The sequence below is a fragment of the Xanthobacter oligotrophicus genome (assembly GCF_008364685.1).
Classification (GTDB): domain Bacteria; phylum Pseudomonadota; class Alphaproteobacteria; order Rhizobiales; family Xanthobacteraceae; genus Xanthobacter; species Xanthobacter oligotrophicus.
Genome location: NZ_VTTL01000001.1, coordinates 103,671 through 128,961 on the forward strand (window position 1 = coordinate 103,671; position 25,291 = coordinate 128,961).

Consider the following 25,291-nt stretch of genomic DNA (forward strand, 5'->3'; position numbering starts at 1 on the left):
CCGCCACTGAAGGACAAGGGGGCGTTCCTGCCACTCTTTGCCCGCCATCGCAACCCTTGCCCTCGCGACCCTTGCCTTGCCCTCGCAATCCTTGGCCTGATTTGAGCCGCGCCCATTGAACGGCCATTGCCTCCCGGCGGCACCGGGGTATCCTCCGCCACCGAAGGAGCCCCCCATGCGCATCGCCACCTGGAACGTCAATTCCATCCGCCAGCGGCTGGACCACGCCGTGCGCTGGCTGGGCGAGACGCGGCCGGACATCGTCTGCCTCCAGGAGATCAAGTGCCAGACCGAGGCCTTCCCGAAGGAGGCGTTCGAGCAGTTGGGCTATAACGTCACCGTGCACGGGCAGAAGGGCTTCAACGGCGTCGCCCTGCTCTCCCGCCTGCCGCTGGAGGACGTGACCCACGGCCTCGCCGGCGACGATGGCGACGTGCAGGCCCGCTTCATCGAGGCGGTGGTCTCGGTAAAGGGCGGCGTGGTGCGGGTCGCCTGCCTGTACCTGCCCAACGGCAACCCGGTGGATACCGAGAAATACCCCTACAAGCTCGGTTTCATGGAGCGGCTCGAGGCCTTCGCCGCCGACCGGCTGAAGCTGGAGGAGCCGCTGATCCTCGCTGGCGACTTCAACGTCATCCCCGAGCCGCGCGACGCGGCGGACCCCTCCGCCTGGGTCGGTGATGCCCTGTTCCTGCCGCGCACCCGCTCGGCGTTCCGCTCGCTCACCCATCTCGGGCTCACGGACGCCCTGCGCGCCACATCGGACGCGGGACGGCTCTATACCTTCTGGGACTACCAGGCGGGGGCGTGGCAGCGGGACATGGGCATCCGCATCGACCACCTTCTGCTGTCGCCCCAGGCGGCGGACAGGCTCATTGCCACCGGCATCGACAAGCATGTGCGCGCCTGGGAGAAGCCCTCGGACCATGTGCCGATCTGGGCCGACCTCGCCATCGCCGCCTGAGGCCGGCCATGGGGGAAGAAGCTGTCACCGGCGGCTGCTTGTGCGGGCGCCTGCGCTACCGGGTGCGCCGCATCCAGAGCGCCTATTGGTGCCATTGCACCATCTGCCGCCGCGCCTCCGGCTCCGGCGCGTTGCCCTGGCTCACCGTGGCGCGGGGAGATTTCGAGGTGACTGCGGGCACCCCGACGCGATTCTCATCCTCGCCGGGCGTGACGCGCCTGTTCTGCGGCACCTGCGGCAGCCCGATCCTGTTCGACATGGCGAAGGAAGCCGGGGTGGACGTTACCGTCGGCACGCTGGACGATCCGGATGCAGTGGTGCCCACCCATCACATCTGGACGCAATCGGCGCTGCAGATGACAGCCGGGCTCGGTGCGGGCCTGCCCCGCCATGAGGCGGAGCCAGAAAACTAGGAAAGGTGGCGGAGCTGGAAGGCGAGTAAGCGCGGTGGAGCCTGAGGCTCAGGAGCCCGCCCTCACCTCTTGGCGGTCTTCAGCCACGTCTCGAGGTAAAGCAGCGCCTTCTCCCGTTCGTCGGGCGTCGCGTCGGCGAAGGCCTCCTCGTGGAGCGCCACCACCCATTTGTCCTCGGGCCGCACCGCTGCATCGCGCGCCAGGGTCAGCCACATGAGACCGCGCGCGCCCTGGCGTGGCACCCCCTCGTCGCCCCGGAACAGGAGCTGGCCCAGCATGGCCTGGGCCTCGAACTGGCCCTTCTGCGAAGCCAACGTCAGCCAGCGGCCGGCATTGCGGGCATCGCGCGGGCCGCCGACGCCTTCCAGATACAGCCGGCCCAGATGGTACTGGGCATCCGCATCGCCGAAATAGGAGGCGGCGTAGGAGAACATGTCCCGCGCCCGCGACGCGTCGCGTTTCACCCCGGCGGAGGGAATGCCCACGAGGTAATAGGAGCCCAGCGCCACGAAGGCGTTGGCCACAAAGCGGGATTGCGCGGTGCCGGGATAATCCTCGGCATGGGTGTTGGCGATCTTGGAGAAATAGTCGAACGCCTTGGCGTCGTCGCGCTTCACGCCGTCGCCGTCAGCGTAGATGCGGCCCAGCTTCCATTGGGCCATGGCATGGCCCTGGGATGCGGCATAGCCGAGGGCGTCGATGCCCTTGGCGGTCTGGCCGGCACGCAGGGCCTGGGCCCCGGTGCGGAAAGCCTCGTCCACGGGACGCACGGCCGGCGCCAGCGGCACGTTGGCCGGCGGCGTCATCGGCTGGGTCTCATAGGGCTGCAGCGTCTGCGCCGTGCCGTCGAAGGCATGGGCCAGCGGCACCGAAAGACACGCCGCCACGGCGCCCAAAAACATGGCGGTACAGGCGCGCCGCGCGCCCGCCGACCGCCCGAGGCGTCCGGCCGTGCGGCCCGCATATCTGATCTTCGTTGTGGCGCCCAAAATCATGATGGAGGGAAGGTGCCGGAGCGTGGCGGCAATATCGGGGCCGAGAAAAGGCCGAGCCGCGGCGTTGGAGCGGCAAGCTATCGAGCGTTCCCTCGGGCGTCGGCCGGAGCGAAGCTCCGCGACGCCCCCCGGCGCCACCCTTTCGAGAATGCAACGTCCGTCCATAAGGACCCACCTCAGGCGCGGCGTTCGGAAACACTTTCCGAGCTACGCTCACGTCGCGCGTTGCTTCTCGTTTCACTGGGGTTTTGTGGCGGCTTCGCGGCGCCTTGGGGCCCCCGCCGGGGCGGCAACTTCAAAGGCGCGGGAGTGTGTCTTCGCTGTCACAATATTGAGAGCAAAAGCCGCCGACTTCCTTTAGGCGAACACTGTATCGGGCAATGCGGAGGCGCTGGAGCGTGGCAAAGACGCCACACTTTCCTTGTCGCAGGCCTCCGCCGCCGGGCGGAGCGAGGAGGGCGATGCCCCTCCCCGTCCCGGCTGCGCTCAGGCCGCCCCGCCCGAAAGCTGGGTAATGGCGGCGCGGACCTTGTCCTTGCGGTTGAGATATTCCTCGCGCTTCTCGCGCTCGGCCTCGACCACCTCTTCCGGCGCGCGGGCGACGAAGCTCTCGTTGCCGAGCTTGGCGTCGATGCGGGCCACCTCCTGGTCGAGCTTGGCCGCTTCCTTCCTCAGGCGGCCGAGCTCGGCGGCAAGGTCCACCACGCCGGCCAGCGGCAGGGCCGCCACCTCGCCGCGCACCACCATCTGCACCGACTCGCCTGGAACGGTCTCGGCCACCGTGACGCCGGAAAGGCGGGCAAGGCGGCGGAGGGCATCGTCCCACGCGGCGGCACGCGCCGTGGTCTCCGCGCCCGGCTCCACCAGCACGAGAGGCACCTGCGCGCCGGCCGGCACGTTCATCTCGGCACGCACGGAGCGGATCTCGGTGATGAGGTCCACCACCCAGCCCACTTCCGCCTCGGCGTCGGGCGCCTCGAGGCCCGACAGATCGGGCCAGGGGGCGAGGGCCAGAAGGCTGGCGCGGGCGGGGCCGTCCTTGCCGGTCTCGGCCCACAGCTCTTCGGTGAGGAACGGCATGAAGGGGTGCAGCAGTGCCATGGCCACATCCAGCACATAGGCCGTGGCCGCTCGCGTCTCGTCCTTGGCCGGGCCGTCGGGGCCGGAGAGCAGGGGCTTGGCCAGCTCCAGGTGCCAGTCGCACACCACGTTCCAGAGGAAGCGATAGATGGCGGCCGCCGCCTCGTTGAAGCGGTAGGCCAGGATCGCCTGCGACACCTCCGCGGAGGCGCGGGCCGCCTCTCCGATGATCCAGCGGTTGAGGGTGCCGTCTACCTTGGCCGGATCGAAGCCCTCCACCCGCGCGCAGCCGTTCATCTGGGCAAAGCGCACCGCGTTCCAGAGCTTGGTTGCGAAGTTGCGGTAGCCCTCCACGCGGCCGGTGGCGAGCTTGATGTCGCGCCCCTGCGCCGCCATGGCGGCCAGCGTGAAGCGCAGGGCGTCGGCGCCGTATTTCTCCACGAGGTCCAGCGGGTCGATGACGTTGCCCTTGGACTTCGACATCTTCGCCCCCTTCTCGTCCCGGACGAGGGCGTGGATGTAGACGTCCTTGAACGGCACTTCGCCATCCATGAAGTGCAGGCCCATCATCATCATCCGGGCCACCCAGAAGAAGATGATGTCGAAACCGGTCACCAGCACGCTGGTGGGGTAGAACTTCTTCAGCTCGGCGGTCTCGTCCGGCCAGCCCATGGTGGAGAACGGCCACAGGGCGGAGGAGAACCAGGTGTCGAGCACGTCCTCGTCACGGGTGAGGAAACCGGCGCGCTTGTCGGCGTCGTCGATCAGCGCCTGGGCGTCCTCGGGCGAGAGAGACTCGTTGCCCACATTGTGGGCCAGCGCCTGCTCGAAGGCCTCGTCCTCGTCCATGGCGACGAAGACGTTGCCGAAGGGGTCGTACCAGGCCGGGATCTGGTGGCCCCACCACAGCTGGCGGGAGATGCACCAGGGCTGGATGTTCTCCAGCCACTCGAAATAGGTCTTCTCCCAGTTCTTCGGCACGAAGGCGGTCCGCCCCTCGCGCACGGCGGCGAGCGCCGGCTGGGCCAGGGTCTTGGCGTCCACATACCACTGGTCGGTGAGCCACGGCTCGATGACCACATTGGAGCGGTCGCCGTGGGGTACCATGTGGGTGTGCGGCTCGATCTGCTCCAGCAGTTCGAGGCCGGTGAGCAACTCCACGATCTGCTTGCGCGCGGCGAAGCGATCCTGCCCCTTCAGGTGGGAGAGCTGGCCGGCGGCGTCGGGCGCATCCACATAGGCCTCGGGGCGCTCGGCATAATCGTCGAGGATGCCCTGCGGATCGATGCGCGCTTCCGCGTCCAGCACGTTGATCATGGGCAGGGAATGGCGCTTGCCCACCTCGAAGTCGTTGAAATCGTGCGCCGGGGTGATCTTCACCGCGCCCGAGCCCTTCTCAGGGTCGGAATACTCATCCGCCACGATGGGGATACGCCGGCCCACCAGCGGCAGCACCACATGCTTGCCGATGAGGTCGCGATAGCGCTCGTCCTCCGGGTGCACGGCAACGGCCGTGTCACCGAGCATGGTCTCGGGGCGGGTGGTGGCCACCGTGATGAAGCGGTCCTTCTCCCCCTCGATGGGATAGCGCAGGTGCCAGAGGTTACCCTTGACCTCCACCGGCAGCACTTCGAGATCGGAAATTGCGGACTGGAACTTGGGGTCCCAGTTCACAAGGCGCTTGTCCTTGTAGATCAGCCCCTCGCGATAGAGCTGCACGAACACCTTCAGCACGGCGCGGCTGAGGCCCTCGTCCATGGTGAAGCGCTCGCGCGACCAGTCGCAGGAGGCGCCGAGCTTCTTCAGCTGGTTGACGATGGTGCCGCCCGATTCGGCCTTCCAGGTCCACACCTTCTCCACGAAGGCGACGCGGCCCATGTCGCGCCGGCCCGGCAGCTTCTGGGCGGCGAGCTGGCGCTCCACCACCATCTGGGTGGCGATGCCCGCATGGTCGGTGCCGGGCTGCCACAGCACATCCTTGCCGCGCATGCGCTCGAAGCGGGCCAGCACGTCCTGCAGCGTGTTGTTGAGCGCGTGGCCCATGTGCAGGGAGCCGGTGACGTTCGGCGGCGGGATGACGATGGAGAAGCCTTCGGCGTCCTTGCGCTCGGGACGGCCGCACCGGAACGCGCCGGCCTCTTCCCACTGGGCGGCGATGCGCTCTTCCACGGCGGCGGGATCGAAGACTTTTTCCAGCATGAAACAGGCTCCGCGGATGGTGCCGGGCGCAGTGCAAGGGCGCACGTCGCGGCCGGCCATGCCTCCGCAACGGACAGGACAGGTCAGCGGGCGTTAAAGCCGCTCCGGCAGGCCGACGTCAACCACGCGGCGCGGTGCTGCTCGGTGCGGCACCCCGCTCGGACCCGGCGCGTAAGAAAAAGCCGCCGATCAGCGGACGCGATCGGCGGCTTGAAACCGGAATTGCAAAATCAACATCAGCGGGGGCGGCGCGCCACCCGCTCGATCTCGGCCCGCACCAGACGCTCCACGATGGAGGGGAGATTCTGGTCCAGCCAATCCTTCAGCATGGGCCGCAGGATCTCCTTCACCAGATCCTCGATGGTGCGCTGCTTCTGCGGCAGCAGCAGGTCGCCCAGCGACTGGAAGGCGGCCGCCACCACGTCATCCACGTTGGGAGAAAGAAGATCGCGGCGGCGCACCGCGTCCCCGCGGTCGTCGGTCTCGGGCTGGGCATCCACGGCGGCGGGCTCCTCGGCAACGGGTGGGGCGGGACGCCGCGTCATCTGCGGCGCCCGGTCTTCACCGCGCGGGCCGGGGCGAAACTCCGGTGCCGGGCGCTCGGCCGGGCGGGCGGCGCGGGGTGCCTCGAAGCGTTCCGGCTCGGACGGGGCAGACGGCCGCCGCTCGAAATCGCGGACCACGCGCGGGGCGGCCTCGGGCGGAAACGCCCGGCCACGCTCGCGGCCCGACGGCTCCGGGGGCGCGTGGCCGTTGACCGCATGACCGTGGGCCTGATGCCCATTGGCCGGATGCGGGGGGTCAAGCTGGTCGCTTTCGGGCTGGTCGCCGGCCAGGGTCTCGGAGGTCAAATGCTCGCTCAGCTCCTCAAGGTCGATGCGGGCGCGGGCGCGCGCCTGCCCGTCTCCCGTTGCGGGGCGCGGGGCGGCCTCGCGGCGCCCTCCATCGCGCGGATCCGGACCCTGGGGTTCAGCCCGGCGGCCCGGTCGCTCGGCCGCATCCGAGCCGGGTTCGGGAGCATCGGGCCGGCGGCGCTCCGCGGGTGCAGGCCGGGCCGCCCGCTCGGGCGCCGGACGCGCGGCAGCGGGTTGAGCATCGTCATCCGCCATGATGCGGCGGATGGAGGCAAGGATGTCTTCCATTGACGGCTCTTGCACCTTTGGGATCGCAGCCATGTTCGACCTCGGCCGAAGGCGTCCCGGCGCACCTTTGCGTGCGGCCGCACCGGTGGGCGAGAATCGCCAAACGCGAAGGCAAGTATTCACCCTGGAACCGGGCTGCAAAAGAGCCCGGCACACCCGAACGCAGCGTTATTTTGAGGGCTACTTTCCGTCGGGCGTGCGAACGCCGGCCCAGCTGTCGCGCACCTGATTGTAGTGCACCGTCGGGTTGTAGACATCCACCTTGAGCCCCAGCGACACCGCATCGAGCCGGCCGATGATGGAGACGAGCGAATAGGCCGCCACCACGCGGTCACGCTGCGCCACCACGAGGGCGGACTGGGAGTTGGTGAGGTCACGCTGGGCGTTCAGCACGTCGGTGGTGGTGCGCTGGCCCACGCGCCATTCCTCACGCACGCCTTCCAGCGCCAGGGTATTGGCGGCGACCGAGGCCTGCGCGGCCTGGATCTGCACCTTAGCCGCCTCCAGCGCCCCCCAGAACTGGACCGCCTGGGCGCGGATGGCGTCGCGGTTCACGTCCACGTCGATCCGCGCCTGCGACAGCAGTTCCTTCGCCTGGCGGATGTTCGCGTACTCGATGCCGCCCTGGTAGATCGGAACCGACAGGTTGAGGGTCGCCGCAGCGGTCCCGACCCGCTCGACGCCGATGCTCGAATCGTAGGACTGCTGGAGTTGGCCCTGCAGGCTCAGGTTCGGCAGCAGCGCGCCCTCGGCGACCTTCACCTGGAACACCGCCGCATCCACGGCGAATTCCGAGGCCTTGATGGCGGGATGCTGGTTCAGCCCGCCCGAAATCACGCGATCCACCTTGGGCGGCAGCATGCTTTCGATGGAGCGGGGCGTGAACAGCTTGCCCGGCTCGACCCCGATCACCTGCCGGTACACCGCCCGGGCCGAGGAGAGGTTCGCCACGGCCTGGCTCACCTGATACTGCGCATCGGCGACCCGCGCCTCGGCCTGGGCCACGTCGGTGCGCGTCACCTCGCCCACGTTGAAGCGGTCGCGGGTGGCGCGCAATTCCTGCTCGAACGCAGCGAGGCTCTGCCGCTGGAGGTCGAGGAGCGCGATAGCCTGGATGACGTTCATATAGGCCGTCACGCCGTTCAGCAGCACCGTCTGCTCGGTGTTGCGGAGCGTTTCCCGCTGGCCGCGCACCTGCGATTCGGCGGTGCGGGTCTGGTTGCCGGTGATGAAGCCGTTGAACAGGGTATAGGCCGCGGTCAGGGCGAACTGGCGAGGCCAGGCGTTGCCGCTGGAGGCGGTGCTGCCCGTGGGCTGGTAGCGGTAGGCTTCCGGCCCGGCGGAAGCCGAGGCGCCGAGCGTCGGCCGATAGCCGGAGAGGGCCTGCGGCACCTTCTCGTCCACCGCTCGCGTGCCGGCACGCGCCGAATTCAGCGTGGGGTTGTTGACGTACGCCATGGCGAGCGCAGCATCGAGAGATTGTGCCGACGCGCTCCCCATGCCGAGCGCGATGATGCTGGCCCCCGCCAAAATTGCATATCCGTTTCGGCGAACGAGTCTCGCAACCGACATCCCAATCTCCCGGTCCGACGCGACATGCAGACATGCTGCAGCGACTCTGCCGCGCGGTAACTTTCTCGAAAGATATCTGCACCGCTCGCGATCGGGAACCGATCGGTTCGATGTCACGGACGTTTTCGGGGCAGCGCGGCAAACGCGCCACAGGTGCCTTAGAAAACGAAGCGCGGCGCGGCTTTGAAGCCGGGAAGCGCGGGCACGGCGGCGTTGAAGGCCACCCGTTCGCTCATGGCGCCGGCCACCTTGGTGAACACCCGGGCCTGCCCGGCGCCGCCATGGCCCACCACGGCGACGACTCGGCCGCCTTCCTTCACCTGGGCGAAGAGGTTGGCCGGCACCTCGTCCACCGCCCCGTTGAGCAGGATGAGGTCGTAGGGCGCCTCGGCGGCCCAGCCGGCGTTCAGCGGTCCCTGCATCACCGCCACGTTGCCGACGCCCAGCTCGGCGAGGGTCGCCGTCGCGGTCGCGGCGAGGCCGGCATCCTCCTCCACGGCCACCACCTGCTGCGCGAGGCGCGACAGCACGGCGGCCGAATAGCCGGTGCCGGTGCCCACATCGAGCACGTGCTCGTGCTCCTGCACGTCGGCGAGCTGCACCAGGCGCGCGAGAATCATGGGCTCGATGAGATAGCGCGGGGCATTGCCGGAGGTGAGCGCCAGATCGTCGTCGATATAGGCGAGGGACTTCAGCGGCGCCGGCACGAATTTCTCGCGCGGGATCTCCAGCATGGCGGCGACGATGCGAGGGTCGGTGACGTTATTGGTGCGGACCTGACTGTCCACCATGCCACGGCGAAGCTCGACGAAATCGATCATATGCGTCTCCGGCCAAACCCGGACCGGCCCGGCCGAAACATCCCGGGCGGCGGCTCCGTGCCAAAACTCTCGATAAGACGCCCTGCTGCCGGCCGGATCGCCAGACGATCCGCCCGGTTCGGGCGCTGGCGCGGCCGGCATGCCGAGGGTTCGGAACGCCTGTGCCGCTCGGCTCAAGAGCCATATTGCCGCCCCTTTTGCAAGGCGCTCCACACCGCCGGGGCGGTCATCGGCCGACCGATGTGGCCGCAAGTCGCATGGTTCCGCGCCGGCCGCGGGTGGAGGCTGGTGCCCTGCCCCGGCTTGAACCCGCACCGGCCGCCCCGCGGCGCCGGGCAACGCCCTGCCGTGCGTCGCTGGCGACGGCGGCCGAAAGGACGCAGGAAGAGACCCGCAGGATGAACGCTTCCTTTCCCCCGGCCGCCGCCAGCCCCGCCCCGTCCGGCCTCGACGAGGACGCGGTGCGCCGGCTCGTCCACCTGTTCTATGAGCGTGTGCACAAGGATGCGGTGCTCGGCCCCATTTTCTCCGGCCGCATCAAGGATGAGGCATGGCCCGTGCACCTCGCCAAGATGTGCGATTTCTGGTCGTCCGTGCTGCTGAAGTCCGGACGCTATGAAGGCCGCCCCCTGCCGCCGCACCTGGCGCTGGGATCGGACGCCGGCGACGCGCAGTTCGCCCGCTGGCTCGCCTTGTTCCGCCCCACGGCGCTGGAAGTGCTGCCGCCGGATGCGGCGCAGGCGGCCATCGCCCATGCCGAACGCATGGCCCATTCCTTCCGCCTCGCCATCGGCTTCCACAATGGCGAGGACATCACGCGCGCCACGCCGTTCCGCTAAGGTCCGGCGCCGTCTTTCGCATCCGCCTGGACCCGCCAACGCGCCCTCCGGCACGGCCGCACTCCCGTGCGCCGGAGCCGGCCCCCTCCAGTTGCGAACGGATATCACCTTGGGTTGCGCGCCCGACGTAAGCCAGTTGTGGCCGCCCGGAATGTCGCCTGTTCCAGGTTGCACGTGAGGACGGGCTTGCCTGCGCGCCAACCCCCTGAAAACCGTTGTGAATGAAAGAATTTGTGAAACCGATTACATTGCGGCATATGGCCCCGGCTTACCCATTGTTATCTCCATACCGCACATTCTATACAACTAGGACATGTAACACGCTGTCAGGGCGGCACCATGCGAAGCAATGCGATCACCGTTGCGGCGGTCATTCCACTTTATAACGGGGCACCGTTCATCCGGGAGGCGCTGGAAAGCGTCCTGAGCCAGACGGAGCCTGCGGACGAAATCATCGTCGTGGACGATGGTTCCACCGACGACGGCCCGGCCATCGTCGAGGAACTGGCGCTCAGCCACCCCATCACCCTGCTGCACAAGCCCAACGGCGGCCAGTCGTCGGCGCGCAATCTCGCCATCCGCCACACCGCGTGCAGCCATGTGGCCTTCCTCGACCAGGACGATGCCTGGTACGAGGAGCACTTGGAAATCCTCAAGCGGCCGTTCACGCAGGGCCACGCGCGCCGGCTGGGCTTCGTCTACGGCAACCTTGATCTGGTTGACCGGAAGGGACGGCTGGTTCAGCAGTCTTGCCTCGACGAGTTCCTGTCTCCGCAACCCAAGCGCTCGCTTCGCGACTGCCTTCGGCACGACATGTTCATCCTGCCCGGGGCGACGCTGGCATCGAAGCAGGCCATGATCGATGCCGGCCTGTTCGACGAACGCCTGTCCGGCTACGAGGACGACGACCTGTTCGTGCGGATGTTCGCGCTCGGCTTCCGAAACGTCTATCTCAACGCCGCCGTGACGCGCTGGCGCATCTATTCCGGCTCCACCTCCTACAGCCCGCGCATGGCGCGTTCGTGCATGATCTATTTCCACAAGCTCGTGGAAATGTTTCCGGACGAGCCACGCGTCGGCTTCCTTCATGCGCAGACAGCCATCGGCCCGCGTTTCATCGACGTGCTCACCAGTGAGTTCATCGCGGCTTCGCGAACCCAGGACGATGAGCGCCTGCGACGGGCATGGAATGATATTCAGGAGGTAATTCCGGTCATGGCGCCCAAGGTCCGCCGCCGGATGCACCTGGCCCGCCCCGTCATCCAAGCGACAGCTTCCGGACCGTTCCGCTCGCTTGCCAGACGAGCGATGCGCTACGTGGCGCGCGACGTGCTGAAGGAAACGCGGGAGTTGCGGAAAATGCGCCAATGGTCCGGGGACAAGCTGAAGGCTCTGCTTGCGCCCGTGCCGCGAACACCTTAAGAACCCGCCTTCGTGAGGCCACGTGGCGGAGTGGTTACGCAGCGGACTGCAAATCCGTGCACCCCGGTTCGATTCCGGGCGTGGCCTCCACCTTGCCGCGATCACGCGCTCCGCGCCCCCCGCTCCTGAGGCATCGCCTCCGGCGTCAGAGCGCGGCTTGCGGGCCACAGACGCCGCCGAAGCGGCGGTTCCGGGCCTTCTCGCTCTATCAATGATACACCGCGATACCACACACCGTTGACTTGCGCAGGCGTCGGCGGTTGATGAACCTTATGCGGCCCCACTCCTTTGGCCGCCGGAGACAGGCATGAGTTCAAAAGCCCCCCAGAGCCAGAGCCAGGGCGCCGCGAAGGACGAGACCAAGGCGGTGCTGCGCCGCCTGCTCCTTTCCGACGGCCGCACCCACTGGAAGGGCTATGCGCTGGCCTTCGTGTTCATGGGCCTCATGGGCGCCTGCACGGCGCTGCTTGCCTATCTGATGCGGGATGCGGTGAACGCCATCTTCGTCGCCCCCACGCCGCAGGCGGTGTGGGCGGTGTCCGGCGCGGTGATGCTTTTGTCCATCGTCAAGGGCGCCTCCGCCTACGGCCAGAGCATCACCATGGCGCGGGTGGGCAACCGCATCGTCGCCGACAACCAGAAGCGCGCGTTCGACCAGATCCTGCTGCAGGACGCGACCTATTTCGCCAAGCACCACACCGCCGAGATCACCGGCCGCTTCTCGGCCGGCGCCAACGGCGCGCGCGGCGCGCTGGACCTCATCATCACCAGCATCGGGCGCGATGCCCTGTCCCTGATCATGCTGGCGACCGTGGCCATCGTGCAGGACCCGTTCCTGGCGGTCATCGCCCTGGTGGTCATGCCCGCGGCGGTCGTCGGCACCCGCAAGCTGATCAAGAAGACCAAGACCCTCTTCACCTCCGGCTTCCGCTCCGGGGTGCAGCTCTCCTCCATCGCCATGGAGGCGATCCAGGGCGTGCGCACGGTGAAGGCCTACACGCTCGAGCCGGTGATGCGCGAGCGCACCCACAAGTTCATCGACGACGTGGAGGCCAATTCCAACCGCCTCGTGCGCACCCAGGCCAAGTCCAGCCCGCTCATGGAGACGCTGGGGGGCCTCGCCATCGGCGGCGTGGTGCTCTACGCCGGCTACAACGTGATCGAGCTGGGCCGCTCGCCCGGCCAGTTCTTCTCGGTGCTCACCGCGCTGCTGCTCGCCTACGAGCCGGCCAAGCGCCTCGCCCGCATGCATGTGGACCTCGCGAGCCACGTCATGGGCGCGCGCATGCTGTTCGAGCTGCTCGACGCCCCCTCCCCCGACCGCGATGCTCCCGGCGTGCCGGCCCTGCCCCGCCCCCGCGGCCGGGTGGAGTTCCGCGAGGTGGTGTTCGGCTATCGCCCCGGCGAGAACGTGCTGCGCGGCTTGGACCTCGTGGCCGAGCCGGGCCAGACCACGGCCCTGGTGGGCCAGTCGGGCGGCGGCAAGACCACCATCATCAACCTCATCGAGCGCTTCTACGATCCGCAGGGCGGCGCCGTGCTCATCGACGACATCGATGCCCGGGGCGTGACGCGCTCGTCGGTGCGGGCCAACGTCGCCCTGGTGAGCCAGGACGTTTATCTCTTCTCCGGCACGGTGAAGGACAATATCGGCTTCGGCCGCCCCGGCGCCACCGACGAGGAGATCGTCGCGGCGGCGCGCGCGGCCCACGCCCACGACTTCATCATGGGCTTCGAGAACGGCTACGACACGCCGGTGGGCGAGCACGGCGCCCAGCTTTCCGGCGGCCAGCGCCAGCGCATCGCCATCGCCCGCGCCTTCCTGAAGAACGCGCCCATCCTGCTTTTGGACGAGGCCACCGCCGCCCTCGATTCCGAATCGGAGGCCCTGGTACAGCGGGCGCTGAACGAGCTGCAGCACCAGCGCACCACCATCGTCATCGCCCACCGCCTGCAGACCGTGGTGCGCGCGCACAAGATCTGCGTGGTGGAGCATGGCCGCGTGGTGGAGCACGGCACCCATGACGAGCTGATCGCCCGGCGCGGCCGCTATTACGGATTCTATTTCGCCCAGTTCGCGCACGAGCAGAAGCAGCAGGAGGGCGCCGAAGGCAGCGCCGGCGCCCCTGTGGACAATCTCGGCGAGGCCGATGGCGCGCGTCTCCACGCCTGATTTTGCAAGGCTTTGCACCCGGTTTGCGGACCGGGTGCGGCAATGCGGGCGCAGAAAATGCGCGTTTCGACTTCACAAGCGGGCAAGCGGTTGCTATATCGCCCGCCTCGGTCGCAAGACCCACGGTCCCTGATAGCTCAGTTGGTAGAGCGTTCGACTGTTAATCGAATGGTCGCAGGTTCGAGTCCTGCTCAGGGAGCCATTTCCACCCCGCACAGCACGCCCGAGGTCGCCGGCAGGGCATGAGGCTCGGCAATTGCGGCGCTGGACGTGCAGCTGGGTTCGGCCATGCCTTCCCACCTTACATCATCGCAGGACCGTCGGGATCGCTGCTTGAGAACGCCGCCTCGGCCTCGGCGCGCGCCGCAGCAGCCGAGGAAACGGGCCGGCCTCCAGGGACCGCCCGCTCCCACGTATCGATCAAGCTCCCCTGCTTCAGGCGGCACCTGCCACCAGTGCCCGCTCCAGCTTGCCGAACCCCTCGTCGAGGAGGGCGTCGGGGATGGTGAGCGGGTTCAGCAGGCGGATCGTGTTGCCGTAGACGCCGCAGGTGATGAGGATGAGCCCGTCGGCCAGCGCCGCCTGGGTCACGCGCCTGGCGGCATCGGCGTCGGGCTCGACGGTGCCGCGCTTCTTCACCACGTCGAAGGCGACCATGGCGCCCGGTCCCCGGATCGAGCCGATGGCAACGGCGTCGTTGCGCAGCGCCATGCGGGTGAGGGCGTCCTTGATACGGGCGCCGATGGCGTTGGCGCGCTCCACCAGCTTCTCCTCGGCGATCACGTCCAGCACGGCCAGGGCAGCGGCGCAGGCGATGGGATTGCCGGCATAGGTGCCGCCGAGGCCCCCGGGCTCGGCCGCATCCATGATCGCCTCCCGGCCAATCACGCCCGACAGGGGAAAGCCGCCGGCCAGCGACTTGGCCACGGTGACGAGATCCGGCTCGACCCCGGAATGCTCGATGCCGAACATGCGGCCGGTGCGGGCAAAGCCGGTCTGCACCTCGTCGGCGATCAGTACGATGCCGTGCGCGTCGCAGATCTGGCGCAGCGCCACCAGCAGCTCGGTAGGTGCCGGCAGGAAGCCGCCCTCGCCCTGCACGGGCTCGATGATGATCGCCGCCACATCCTGCGGGCCGATGTCGGCGCGGAACAGGTAGTCGAGCGCCTTGAGCGTGTCGGCGACGCTCACACCATGGTCGGCGCAGGGGAACGGGAGATGGAAGATACCGGGCGGGGAGATGCCGAACTTCTTCTTGTAGGGCAGCACCTTGCCCGTGAGCGCCATGGTCAGTGCCGTGCGGCCGTGGAAGCCGCCGGAAAAGGCGATGACGCCGGTGCGGCCGGTGGCGGCCTTGGCGATTTTCACGGCATTCTCCACCGCCTCGGCACCGGTGGAGAACAGGATGGATTTCGCCGCGCCGGAGAAGGGGGCGATGGCGTTCAGCCTCTCGCACAGCGCCACATAGGGCTCGTAGGGCACGATCTGGAACGCGGTGTGGGTATAGGCATCGAGCTGCGCGCGCACCGCCGCCAGCACCTTGGGGTGGCGGTGGCCGGTGTTGAGGACGGCGATGCCGCCGGCGAAATCGATGTAGCGTGTGCCGTCGGCGTCCCAGACCTCCGACCCCTCGGCCTTCTGCGCGAAGACCGGATAGGCGGTGGCGATGCCCCGGGGAATGGCCTTGGTTCGGCGGGCTTGCAGCGCGGCATTCTCGGACATGGCGCTCCTCCTTATCGTTACCTCAGGATAAGACGCGATCGCGTTCCACGGGTATGAGATTGATCGGGGGATGATGCGCCCGCCACCCGCCGGCTTCAGCGCGCGGAAACCGCTCCCGGTTCGGCGCGGCCGGCGCGCTCGGCGTTGATGCGGCCGTCCACCAATTCGACGATGCGGTCGCAGCGCTCGGCCAGCGCCATGTTGTGGGTGACCACGAGAAAAGTCGTGCCCCGCTCGGCGTTGATCCGGCGCAGCAGCGCGAACACGCTGTCGGCGGAGGCGGTGTCGAGGTTTCCCGTGGGCTCGTCGGCGAGCACCAAAGCGGGCTCCATGGCCAGCGCCCGGGCGATGGCGACGCGCTGCTGCTGGCCGCCGGACATGTTGGTGGCGCGGTTGTTGCGCCATCGGCTGAGGCCCACCCAGTCCAGCAGTTCGTCGGCCCGCTGCTCCATCTGCCGGTCGCGGTGGCCCCGGTCCAGCAGCATGGGCATCATCACGTTCTCGGCCGCCGTGAAGGCCGAGATCAGGTAGTGATACTGGAACACGAAGCCGATGGCGTGGCCGCGCAGCCGGGTGCGCGCGGCATCATCGAGCTGCGTGGTGTCGGCCCCGGTGACCTCGAGGCGCCCGGAGGTGGGGCTGTCCAGCAGGCCGATGATGTTGAGCAGGGTGCTCTTGCCCGAGCCGGACGGGCCGATCAGCGCCACGAACTCGCCGGCCCGGATGGTGAGGTCGATGCCGTGCAGCACCTCGGTCTCCACCGGCGTGCCGATGGCGTAGGATTTGCGGATCGCCTGAAGCGCCAGCACGTCAGCCACGGATCGCCTCCACCGGATCGATGCTGGCGGCACGCACCGCCGGGGCAAGGCCGGCGACCACGCCGGTCAGGGTGGCGAGCAGCGCCGCGGCCACGAACAGGCTGGGCTCCAGGATCAGCGGGAACAGCTCCGATCCGTCCACCTGCCGCAGCAGGTGATGCCACAGGACCAGGGCCCCCGCGCCGGCCGCCGACCCCAGCACCGAGCCGAACAGGCCCAGCACCCCGCCCTGGATGAGGAAGATCCGCAGGATCCGCCCCCGAGAGGCGCCCATGGCGCGCAGGATGCCGATGTCCTTGGAGCGCTGGATCACCGACACCACCAGCACGGCGGCGATGCCGAACGCCACCGAGATGCCCACGAACAGCCGGATCAGGGTGTTGGAGGTCTTTTGCGCCCGCACCGCCGTGAAGAACTGGGCGTTGGTGGTGATCCAGCTGTCCGCCTCCACCGGCACCACGGCGGCGATGTCGCGCGCGATGCTCTCGGCGGCGTAGGTGTCGGTCACCGTCATGTCGATGGTGGTGGCGCCGCCGATGAGGTTGAGCAGGCTCTGGGCGGTGCGCAGGGCCACATAGGTGTTGCGCTCGTTGGCGCCCTTGTTGCCGAAATCGAAGATACCGGTGATGGTGAGGATGCGCCCGCTGCCGTTGGCGGTGGTCACGTTCAGCTTGTCGCCGACGCCCGCGCCCAGGTCCTTCGCCAGCTCGGTGCCCACCAGGATGTCATCGGTGCCGAGGCGCACCTCCCCCGCCACCAGATAGTCCGGCACCCGCACGATGCGGAAATACTGCTCCGGCTCCATGCCGGTGATGGAGATGCTGCGGCTGGCATCGCCCCGCACGGCGAGGGCCGAGCCGGACGCCGTGGGCGCCACCACCACCACGTCCGGCCGTGCCCGCATGGCGACGGCGATGGACTGCCACTGGTCGATGGAGAGGATGCGCTGGGACGGCTTCTGCACCAGCGCGCCCTCGATCACGCCCGGATCGAAGCGCAGCGGCCGCGCCACCTCGTCCGGCGGCAGCAGCTGGATCTGCGGCTGGGAGGTCAGCACCCGCTTGATGAAGTTGGTCTGGAGCCCGGCCAGCATGGCCGACATGAACACGATCACCCCCACGCCGATGGTGATGCCGCCGAGGATGAAGGCGGTCTGCATGCGGCCCTCGCCCAGGAAGCGCAGGGCGGCGATCCATTCGAACGGCAGCCAGCGGTTCATCGCGGCACCGGCCGGATGCGCTGGCCGGCGCGCACGCCCGACGCCACGGGCAGCACCTCGTCGCCGGGTGTGAGCCCCTCCAGCACCTGCACCTGGTCGCCGGCCCACAGGCCGAGGCGCACCTTCTGCTCCCGTGCCCGCCCGTCCCGCGCCACCAGCACGAAGGGTGCCGCCGAGGTCGGGCCGTGCACGGTGCGCGCGGGCACCACCACGGCGTCGGAGCGGCGATCCACCGCGATGTCCACGGACACCGTCATGTCCTGCCTGAGATAGGCGGGCGGATCGGGCACCGTGAGCTTCACCTCCACCGAGGCGCGGGTGATGTCCACGGAGGGGTTGATGTAGGTGAGGCTCGCGGGGAACCTCTGGTCCGCATAGGCGTCGGCGGAGGCCAGCGCGCTCTCGCCGAGCTTGAGCAGGCTGAGGTTCTTCTCGTCGATCTGGACCACGAGCTGGGTGTCGCCGGCCGGGGCCAGCACCAGCAGCGTCTTGCCCGCCTGCACCACGCTTCCGCGCTCCACGCTGCGGGTGATGAGCACCCCGTCGCGCGGGGCGGTGATGGTGGCGTAGCCGAGCCGCGCCCGGGCGGTGGCGAGGTTCGCCCTGGCCTGGCTGAGCTGGGTTTCGGCGATGACATAGTCACTGCCGCCGGGACTCGAGGTGTAGACCTGCAGCTCCGCGGTGCGCGACAGGGTCAGGGCCACGTTGAGCGCCCGCGTGGCCTCGTCCAGCGCGGCCTGGGTGCCGGCGCCCGATTTTGCCAGCTTGTCGGCGCGATCGAAGGCGGAGCGGGCATTGTCGAGGTTGGCGCGGGCCTGTTTCTGCGCCTCGTCGGCGGCGGGCTTGGTCAATTCGCGCAGCTGCCGCATGCGGGCGTCGGCCTGGGCGACGGCGCCCTCAGCCTGCACCACGGCCGCATCGAGTTCGGTGCCATCGAGGGCGACGAGCGGCTGGCCCTGCCGCACGCTCTGGCCTTCCTCCACCAGCACGTCCTTGACGGTGCCAGTGATCTGGCTGCCGATGCTCACCCGATAGGGGGTCTCCACATGGCCGGTGGCGACCACGGTGCGCACCAGCTCTGCCTTCACCACCGGATAGACCACCACCTCCGGCCCCGCGCGCCAGCGCAGCAGACCCCAGCCCGCCCCGGCCAGCACCAGCACGAGGGCTGCGATCCGCCATTTGCGGTGCCACAGGGCGGCGATGAGGCCGCCATGTCTCGCCTTCTGCAGGTCACGCGATGCGGTGTTGGCGGCGGGGATGGGCTGGTCCACGTGATCCCTGAACGGTTGCGGCGTGGCGGCACGCGCGTGGCTCGCATCAGGGAAGGCCGGGCGCCGGGATTCGGTGGTGCGAGCCCCGGCATCATGGTCCGCATTGCAGGCCGGTTAAAGGCGATGGCGCAACTTGAGCGCAGCAACAGGCCGCGCCCTCCCCTGACCCGCGCCGCTCAGTAATCCCACTGGGCGCCGATGCCCACCTCGGCGGAGCCATCGGCGCCGGTGGCGCCCTGCAGGCGGATGTTCTTGGTGATGTCCATGTCCACCGTGACCTGGCTGGAGCCGGGCGTCGTGCCCTGCCGCACCCCCATGTACATGCGGTCGTTGAGGCGCCGGCCGATGCCCACCTGGCCGCCGGTTCCGGCGGCGTTGGTGCCCACGTCCAGGCTGTCCACGCCCAGCGAGCGACGCATCTGGTCGAGCACGCCGGAGCCGCCGGAGAATTGCGCGATGGTCTGGGCGATCTGCAGCGCCTGGGCGCCGGTGAGCGAGCCGGCCGAGCGGCCGAACATGAGGCGCGAGAGCACCTCGTCCTGCGGCAGGGTGGGGGTGGAGCTGAAGGTCACATCCGGGCGCGAGGCCGCCCCGGTGACCAGGATCTGCGCGGTGATGTCGTTGGCGGTGGTCTCGGCCACGAAGTCGAGGTCCGGGTCCGTGGTGCCGTTGAAGGTGATCTTGCCGCGGGTGAAGTTCAGCCGCCGGCCGAGCACGTCGAAGGTGCCGCGCCGCATCTCGAAGCCGCCGAGCGTGGCCGGGCTGGCGGTGGTGCCGCCCACCTTGAGGTCGCCGCCGAGTTCTGCTTCCAGCCCCATGCCGCGCACGAACACGTTGTTCGGCGCCGAGACCGTGAGGTCCAGCGCCATGCCGGCATTGCTCCGGCGCGGCGCGTTGGCCCCGGCCTTGCCGCCCGGCCGGTTGGTGCTGACGTTCCAGTTGCGGCCGCCGTTCACGTGCCGCACGTTCAGCGCTGCGCCGCCGCCGGGCAGTCGATCAGGAATGTTCACGTCGAGATGGCGCACCACCAGCCGGCCAGTGAGGCGCGGATTGTTGGCGAACGCCCCCTCCACTGCGAGGCGCCCCTCGGCCACGAGGCGCATCAGGTCGCTGTTGACGAGGCCGGCGTTTGTCAGGTCCACATCGATGCGGCCGGGAAAGCCCTGCGCCGGGTCCAGCGCCACCGTGCCGCGCGCCGAGATGCTGCCGCCGTTGGGGGTGCGCGCGGTGAGCGATGAGAGCGTCACCGAGCGATCGGTGCCGGTGATCACCCCCTCGATGTTGGAGAGGTTCACCCCGTTTACGCCATCGTCGAAGCGGGCGCCGGAGATGCGCACGGTGCCGCCCGCCCGTGGCGCGGCGGCGGTGCCGCGCACGGTGGCGTCAATAGCCGCGCGCCCGCGTACCTGCGCGCCGGAGGTGGCGAGCATGGGATTGGCAAGGCCAAGGTCCAGCGCGCCCCTTATGGCGAGGTCGAGGTCTCCGGCACCCAGCGGCGCCGAGCCGGTGAGAGTGACATCCGACAGGAAGCGTCCGGTGACGGTGGTCCGCGTGCTGACCCGTCCGTCCGCGAACCGGCCATCGGCACGCACATCGAACGGGCCGAGGCCGTTGGCGGACAGGTCGCGGGTGCTGACGCGGGCAACCGTGAGGGAATAGGTGCCGGTGGGTGCCGCCGCCGGCCCGTCGAGCCGCGCCGTGCCCGAGAGCGTGCCGGACAGGCCGAGGCCGGGGGCGGCGAGGTCCGCCAGCGCCAGCGGCAGGGTGGTGAGCGTCACGTCCAGCGCCAGCGCGGAGCCGGCGCGGCCGGACACGCTGGCGCTGCCGCCGCGCGTGGTCAGCGTCAGCCGGTCGATGGCGAGGGTGTCGCCGGACCAGCGGAAATTGGCCGGCGCGGCATTGGTGATGCTGGTGCCGCTGCGCGCCAGATTAAGGCGATCGAGGCGGAAGCCGATGGTGCCGTCGCGTGGGGTCAGGAGGCCCGCCGTGGTCAGCGTCGCGCCGTTGACTACGGCGTCGAGATTGAGGCTGGTTCCCGCCGCCGCGCCATTGGCGGTGAGGTTGGCCTGGGAAATGTCCATGCCGCCGGCATTCACCGCACGCAGCCGCACCGTGCCGTCCAGCGCCGGTGCTCCGGCCGGGTCCACCACGGTGGCATCGATGCGGGCGCTGCCCACGCTCTGCCCTGCGGCCGAGACATTGGCGGCATCGGCCTTCACCGCCACGCGCTGGCGGCCACCCGTGGCGTCGAGCCGCACATCGGCAGTGAGCCGCCCGGCCAGCTCGGTGAGCGCGAGGGGCGACAGATCGTTGAGGTCGCCGGCGGCGATGGCGAGCGTCCCGTCGGCGAGGCCCTTCGCATCGAGCCGCACGTCGCCCTTGGCCGAGACCGAGCCGATGGCAATGGCGAGGTTCTTCAGCTGCCGCGCGCCATCGGCCAGCGTGGCGAAAGCGCCCGAACCGGTGGCGGGCTTGCCGGCCACGCGTCCGTCGAGGGTGAACTCAGCCGCCGGATTGCCGGTGAGGTCGGAGCCGGTCAGAGCGAGGCTCAGCCCCTCCACCTTCTGCTTCATGGCTGTGCCGGCGGGCATCAGCAGCCGGGCGGTGAGGCCGAGATTGTCGAGGCTGCCCCGGAACGCCGCCTCCCCCGTCACCGCGCCGGAGACGCGGGGATCAAGCTTGGCCACATCCGCCAGCGCAAGCTTTGCCGCAAGATCCGCCCGGGTGCGGGAGATAGTGCCGTCGGCGGTCACCGTCAGGCTGTCCGAGGCGAGGTTGAAGCGACCCACGCGGATGGCGTTCTGCCCGTCCCGCGCCAGCTTGGCGGCAAGCGTCGTGGCGCCGCCGAACAGGCCGTCCACCGCCGCGATGCCGGTGGCCACATCCCTGGTGCCGCCGGTGATGCTGGCATCCACGCGGGAGACATCACCGCTGGCGTCAATGGTGGCATCCAGCGCCGCGGTTCCGCCCAGCCGGCGGCCGGCGAGCGGGGAGAAGGCGGCGAGATCCAGCTTCTCCAGCTTGAGCGTGCCGGCGATCTTCTCCGCCGAGGCGGTGCCGCTGAAGCGGCTGGTGAGGGCGGCAAGCTCCACCGTGGCGGCGGTGACGGCCGGCGCCCGCCCCTTGGGTTGCGCGCCGGCCACATGGAAGCTGGCCGTGCGCCCCAGGGCCTGCGCGACCTTGGGATCGTCGGCCGAGAGCCCGTCCGCCCGGCCGTCCAGGGTGAAGGCAAGGTTCTGGCGGGCATCGGGAAGAGTGGCCGCGTTGATCTCGACAGTCGCGGCGCCATAGCCGGCGCCCTTCAGGCCCTCGGCCGTGGCGCGGGCGGCAAGGACGGGGGCCGCGAACGCGCCCTTCAGCGTGCCGTCCACCCCCGCCGATTTCCACGCGACGCCGGGCGCGAGCGCGGCGAAGCGGGCCGCCTCGCCGGCCTTGAGGCCGAACACGAGATCCGCCGTCATGGCGTCTGCATCCACCATGCCGTGCACGCCGGCGCCGAAGCCGGCGGAGCGGGCCGTCGCGCTCTCGATGGCGATGCGCCGCGCCTTGTCGATGGTGGCGGCGCCGGCGAGTTCCACGCCGCCCTCTAGCAGAGGCGCGACCTGGGCCGGAAGCAGCCGGGCGATATCGGCCTCGGCGGTGAAGCTCACGCGCCGCCCTGCCCCGGTTGCCCGGACCTGGGCTGCACCGTTGACCTTGGCGGCGGTGCCGGCCGAAACGTCGAGACGCCCGTCCCAGGCGTCCAGCGGGCCGACGCCCTTGAGGGTAGCCGTGATGGCCGGCAGGTCGGCGATGCCGGCGGCACGGGCGACGAGGCCGCCCGCCGGCTCCTCGGCGGTAATGTCGAGGTCGAGATGCTCGGTCTGCGGCACATAGCCGAGCCGGCCAGTGAGGCTGCCCGGCTGGTCCCGCCGCTTGAGATTGAAGGCGCCGGACAGGCCCCGTTCCAGCGAGCGCAGCTCGGCGGTGGCCACCAGCGACAGCACGGCGGCATGGCCGAGCACCGGCTCGTCGATGACGATCTCGTCCAGCGAAAGGCGTCCGACCCGCACCGGCAAGGCGAAGCCGCCGCCGCTGCTGGCGCTCTCAGTCTGCGCCGGGGCCGGCGGCAGCTCGGGCTTGCGCAGGAGCGCCACGCGGGTGGCGCCGACGGCGTCGATGTTCAGCGTGCCGAGGAGCAGCGACAGGGGGCTCCAGTCGAGGCTCACATTCTCCACCTCGGCGAACGGACCCTTGGGATCGGAGACGACGATGCGCGCCACCGCCATGTTGGCGGGCACGAAGCCGGTGATGCCGGAGATTTCGACATTCAGCCCGTTGGCGGAGGCAAGCGAAGAGCCCATGCGCGCCAGCAGCGCCTTGCCCGGCGGGGTCTGGATAGCGCCGAACGCCAGGGCGAGCAGAACCACCACGCCCGCGAGCGCGAGGCCGGTCCATTTGGCGAGGGTGCGCATGATTGCCATCAGAAGGCCTGCCCCAGGCTGACATAGACGCCGAAGGACCCGTCGTTGGGTCCGGGATTGAGCGGAACGGCGAAATCCACCCGCAGCGGCCCGATGGGCGTGTAATAGCGCAGGCCGATGCCGGCCGAATACTTCAGGCCGCTGAAGTCGGGATATTCGGTGGCGAAAGCCGAGCCCATGTCGAAGAAGGGCACGATGCCGATGGTGTCGGTGACGCGCACGCGCAGTTCCGCCGACGCCTCGAAGAAGGACAGGCCGCCGACGATCTGGCCGAATGCATTGCGCGGGCTGGCCGACTGGAAATCGTAGCCGCGCACCGAGCCGCCGCCGCCCACATAGAAGCGCCGCTGCGGCGGCACATCGTAGAGATCGCCCACGCCCACCAGACTGCCCGCCGCCACCCGGCCGGCGATGATGATGCGGCGGTCGTCGTCGAATGCATGATAGGCGGAGAGCGCGGCCTTCAGCATCACCGGGCCGGCGCCGCTGTCGCCGAGATAGGCGAAGGGCTCCACCGTGGCGTTGAGGCGAATGCCGCGGGAGGGGTCGAGCGCGTTGTCGGTGGTGTCGTAGAAGATGTCGACCGGGATGCCGGTGACCAGGGCATTGTAGGTGCCGGTTGTGTCCTCCACCTGCCCGTCCTCGAAATCCAGGCCCACCTGCATGGAGAGCTGGTCGTCGAAACGGTGGCGCACGGCGAGGAGCGCCACGACGCCCTCGCGCACATAGGCGTTGGTCACCTCGCGCAGGATGGCGGCATTGACGATGAGGTCGTCCTGCGCGGTCCAGATGCCAGGCTTCACGAAGCTGGCGGCGAGCTTGTAGCCGAACGGGTCGGCATTGGGCACCGCCTCCGGCACCCCGCCGAACCAGGACACGGAGGCATCGAGCCGTAACGTCTCGCCGCCGCCGAACAGGTTGCGGTGACCCCAGAAGCCGTTGATGGAAGAGCCATCCGTGCTCGAATACTTGGCCGAGAAGCCCACGTAGCGCGGATCGCGCGGCCGCACCTCGATATAGACCGGCAGCCGGCCCTGGGCGTCCAGTCGCTCGCCCTCGCGGATGCGCACGCTGGCGATGGACTGGATGGTCAACAGGCGCTTGCGCAGGCGGGCGAGCCGGTCCGGCCAATAGGGCGTGCCGGGCGGGATCTCGACCCGCTCCTCGATGAAGTTGGGCGGCAGGAAATCGGCGCCCGAGACGGTGAAGGTACCGAAGGTGGCCACCGGCCCGGTCTCGATCAGAAGGGTGACGTTGAGCCGGCTGGTGGCGTGGTCGGCCACCACGTCCTTGCCGGCGAGGCGGGCGAAGGGGTGGCCGCGCTCGCGCCAGAAATCCACCAGCACCGCCTCGGCGCGGGCGACACGATCGGCCCGCGCCGATTCGCCCGGCTCCAGGCCGAGGGCGCGCAGGCTCGGGCCGTCCGCGAGCGGGCGGCGGGTTGAGGCATCGAGGATGCGGATGTCGCCAAAGAGAAACGGCGGGCCGGGATCCACGTCCACCCGCACCGGCACCGGGCCGGCCTTGCGGGCCCGCTCCACCACGTCGAAGATGTTGGGCGCGTTGGGCGCAATGCCGGCGACGGTGATGTGGATGGTGGCGCCATAGCGGCCTTCCACATAGAGCGCGGCGGTGATGCGCTCGAAATCGGAGAGCGCGCGGCGCACCAGGCCGGCGGCGCCGGAGGGCGGCCGATCCTTGAGGCTTTCGAGGTTGGAGGCCTGGGTGACCGCGTTCTTGAGGCTGCTGTCGCCGCCCTGGACCTCGATGTTCAAAGTATAGGGCGTGGCATCGATGACTGGCGCCTGGCGCGACGCCGGATTCGGATTGAACAAGGCAGCGATGGAACCGAAGAAATCGTCATTCTGGGCATGCGACGGCACAGCCGAAAGCATTACAGCCACGGCTGCAAGCAGTAACGGACGCAGCCGGATCCAGTAATATCGCCCTGATATCGCCACCAACTCCGCCCTGCGCCTTCCGCTTTAGCCAGTGTTACGGCAAAAATGTGATCTTTATGTCACAAATTAGCCTACACGATGGGGGGTCCCAAAACCACCCTGTACCCCACATAGCCTTAAGCAATTACCACGCAGGGCTGCAAGCGGGCGGGCCATCGCCGCTGTGCGCGCAGATCTGCGCGGCTGGCTGAACCGAATGGGCTCACCGCAGGTT

The 25,291-nt window shown here is 69.2% G+C and carries 16 protein-coding genes and 2 tRNA genes; 7 read left to right on the forward strand and 11 right to left on the reverse strand.

Annotated elements, in window-relative coordinates; translation table 11 throughout:
• The first annotated feature begins 175 nt into the window (after window positions 1-175).
• Both xth and FZ033_RS00505 read left to right on the forward strand, forming a co-directional pair.
• The gene (gene xth, locus FZ033_RS00500) at window positions 176-964 is read left to right on the forward strand and encodes an exodeoxyribonuclease III (protein ID WP_149574242.1); all 789 of its coding nucleotides are present in this window, start codon (window positions 176-178) and stop codon (window positions 962-964) included.
• A gap of 8 nt (window positions 965-972) precedes the next feature.
• Window positions 973-1,377: a GFA family protein gene (locus FZ033_RS00505; RefSeq protein WP_149574243.1), complete on the forward strand. Its 405-nt coding sequence runs from the start codon at window positions 973-975 to the stop codon at window positions 1,375-1,377.
• 62 nt (window positions 1,378-1,439) lie between these two features.
• Here FZ033_RS00505 and FZ033_RS00510 read toward each other — a convergent pair whose 3' ends face one another.
• From FZ033_RS00510 to FZ033_RS00530, 5 genes are all read right to left on the reverse strand, one after another.
• The gene (locus tag FZ033_RS00510) at window positions 1,440-2,279 is read right to left on the reverse strand and encodes a tetratricopeptide repeat protein (protein WP_149574244.1); all 840 of its coding nucleotides are present in this window, start codon (window positions 2,277-2,279) and stop codon (window positions 1,440-1,442) included.
• A 579-nt stretch (window positions 2,280-2,858) separates the two neighbouring features.
• Complete coding sequence (locus FZ033_RS00515) at window positions 2,859-5,651, reverse strand: valine--tRNA ligase (protein ID WP_149574245.1); 2,793 nt, start codon at window positions 5,649-5,651, stop codon at window positions 2,859-2,861.
• Between the two features lie 236 nt (window positions 5,652-5,887).
• Window positions 5,888-6,793, reverse strand: a complete 906-nt coding sequence (locus tag FZ033_RS24490; RefSeq protein WP_269149845.1) for a DUF2497 domain-containing protein — start codon at window positions 6,791-6,793, stop codon at window positions 5,888-5,890.
• A 180-nt stretch (window positions 6,794-6,973) separates the two neighbouring features.
• Window positions 6,974-8,365 carry a TolC family outer membrane protein gene (locus tag FZ033_RS00525; RefSeq protein WP_149574247.1) on the reverse strand — a complete coding sequence of 464 codons (1,392 nt, stop codon included), beginning with the start codon at window positions 8,363-8,365 and terminating at the stop codon, window positions 6,974-6,976.
• Between the two features lie 158 nt (window positions 8,366-8,523).
• Window positions 8,524-9,186: a protein-L-isoaspartate O-methyltransferase family protein gene (locus FZ033_RS00530; RefSeq protein WP_149574248.1), complete on the reverse strand. Its 663-nt coding sequence runs from the start codon at window positions 9,184-9,186 to the stop codon at window positions 8,524-8,526.
• Between the two features lie 398 nt (window positions 9,187-9,584).
• Here FZ033_RS00530 and FZ033_RS00535 point away from each other — a divergent pair, with 398 nt between their 5' ends.
• From FZ033_RS00535 to FZ033_RS00555, 5 genes are all read left to right on the forward strand, one after another.
• Window positions 9,585-10,025 carry a group III truncated hemoglobin gene (locus FZ033_RS00535; RefSeq protein WP_149574249.1) on the forward strand — a complete coding sequence of 147 codons (441 nt, stop codon included), beginning with the start codon at window positions 9,585-9,587 and terminating at the stop codon, window positions 10,023-10,025.
• A 339-nt stretch (window positions 10,026-10,364) separates the two neighbouring features.
• Entirely contained in the window at window positions 10,365-11,447 is a 1,083-nt protein-coding gene (locus FZ033_RS00540) for a glycosyltransferase family 2 protein (protein WP_149574250.1), read from the forward strand.
• Between the two features lie 16 nt (window positions 11,448-11,463).
• Window positions 11,464-11,537, forward strand: a tRNA-Cys gene (locus FZ033_RS00545).
• A gap of 217 nt (window positions 11,538-11,754) precedes the next feature.
• The gene (locus tag FZ033_RS00550) at window positions 11,755-13,620 is read left to right on the forward strand and encodes an ABC transporter ATP-binding protein (protein ID WP_149574251.1); all 1,866 of its coding nucleotides are present in this window, start codon (window positions 11,755-11,757) and stop codon (window positions 13,618-13,620) included.
• Between the two features lie 126 nt (window positions 13,621-13,746).
• Window positions 13,747-13,822 (forward strand) — tRNA-Asn (locus tag FZ033_RS00555).
• 233 nt (window positions 13,823-14,055) lie between these two features.
• Here FZ033_RS00555 and gabT read toward each other — a convergent pair.
• The 6 genes from gabT to FZ033_RS00585 form a co-directional block, all read right to left on the reverse strand.
• A complete protein-coding gene (gene gabT, locus FZ033_RS00560; RefSeq protein ID WP_149574252.1) occupies window positions 14,056-15,342 on the reverse strand; it encodes a 4-aminobutyrate--2-oxoglutarate transaminase in 1,287 nt (428 codons plus the stop codon).
• Window positions 15,343-15,437: 95 nt separating this feature from the next.
• Complete coding sequence (locus FZ033_RS00565) at window positions 15,438-16,160, reverse strand: ABC transporter ATP-binding protein (RefSeq protein WP_149574253.1); 723 nt, start codon at window positions 16,158-16,160, stop codon at window positions 15,438-15,440.
• Window positions 16,153-17,379, reverse strand: coding sequence for an ABC transporter permease (locus FZ033_RS00570; RefSeq protein ID WP_149574254.1), 1,227 nt, complete (start codon window positions 17,377-17,379; stop codon window positions 16,153-16,155). Before FZ033_RS00570 ends, FZ033_RS00565 begins: the two co-directional genes overlap by 8 nt.
• Window positions 17,376-18,653, reverse strand: a complete 1,278-nt coding sequence (locus FZ033_RS00575; RefSeq protein WP_149574255.1) for an efflux RND transporter periplasmic adaptor subunit — start codon at window positions 18,651-18,653, stop codon at window positions 17,376-17,378. Before FZ033_RS00575 ends, FZ033_RS00570 begins: the two co-directional genes overlap by 4 nt.
• 176 nt (window positions 18,654-18,829) lie before the next feature.
• Window positions 18,830-23,116 carry a translocation/assembly module TamB domain-containing protein gene (locus tag FZ033_RS00580; RefSeq protein WP_149574256.1) on the reverse strand — a complete coding sequence of 1,429 codons (4,287 nt, stop codon included), beginning with the start codon at window positions 23,114-23,116 and terminating at the stop codon, window positions 18,830-18,832.
• Window positions 23,116-25,011 (reverse strand): autotransporter assembly complex protein TamA, encoded by a 1,896-nt coding sequence (locus tag FZ033_RS00585; protein ID WP_232847276.1) that lies wholly within the window; start codon window positions 25,009-25,011, stop codon window positions 23,116-23,118. The genes FZ033_RS00580 and FZ033_RS00585 overlap by 1 nt, the downstream gene beginning before the upstream one ends.
• Between the last annotated feature and the right edge of the window lie 280 nt (window positions 25,012-25,291).

Bases quoted from the DNA above. Each gene is read 5' to 3' on its own strand.
- xth (WP_149574242.1), top strand. From the start codon at position 176: ATGCGCATCGCCACCTGGAACGTCAATTCCATCCGCCAGCGGCTGGAC.
- FZ033_RS00505 (WP_149574243.1), top strand. From the start codon at position 973: ATGGGGGAAGAAGCTGTCACCGGCGGCTGCTTGTGCGGGCGCCTGCGC.
- FZ033_RS00510 (WP_149574244.1), bottom strand. From the start codon at position 2,279: ATGTTTTTGGGCGCCGTGGCGGCGTGTCTTTCGGTGCCGCTGGCCCAT.
- FZ033_RS00515 (WP_149574245.1), bottom strand. From the start codon at position 5,651: ATGCTGGAAAAAGTCTTCGATCCCGCCGCCGTGGAAGAGCGCATCGCC.
- FZ033_RS24490 (WP_269149845.1), bottom strand. From the start codon at position 6,793: ATGGAAGACATCCTTGCCTCCATCCGCCGCATCATGGCGGATGACGAT.
- FZ033_RS00525 (WP_149574247.1), bottom strand. From the start codon at position 8,365: ATGTCGGTTGCGAGACTCGTTCGCCGAAACGGATATGCAATTTTGGCG.
- FZ033_RS00530 (WP_149574248.1), bottom strand. From the start codon at position 9,186: ATGATCGATTTCGTCGAGCTTCGCCGTGGCATGGTGGACAGTCAGGTC.
- FZ033_RS00535 (WP_149574249.1), top strand. From the start codon at position 9,585: ATGAACGCTTCCTTTCCCCCGGCCGCCGCCAGCCCCGCCCCGTCCGGC.
- FZ033_RS00540 (WP_149574250.1), top strand. From the start codon at position 10,365: ATGCGAAGCAATGCGATCACCGTTGCGGCGGTCATTCCACTTTATAAC.
- FZ033_RS00550 (WP_149574251.1), top strand. From the start codon at position 11,755: ATGAGTTCAAAAGCCCCCCAGAGCCAGAGCCAGGGCGCCGCGAAGGAC.
- gabT (WP_149574252.1), bottom strand. From the start codon at position 15,342: ATGTCCGAGAATGCCGCGCTGCAAGCCCGCCGAACCAAGGCCATTCCC.
- FZ033_RS00570 (WP_149574254.1), bottom strand. From the start codon at position 17,379: ATGAACCGCTGGCTGCCGTTCGAATGGATCGCCGCCCTGCGCTTCCTG.
- FZ033_RS00580 (WP_149574256.1), bottom strand. From the start codon at position 23,116: ATGGCAATCATGCGCACCCTCGCCAAATGGACCGGCCTCGCGCTCGCG.
- FZ033_RS00585 (WP_232847276.1), bottom strand. From the start codon at position 25,011: ATGCTTTCGGCTGTGCCGTCGCATGCCCAGAATGACGATTTCTTCGGT.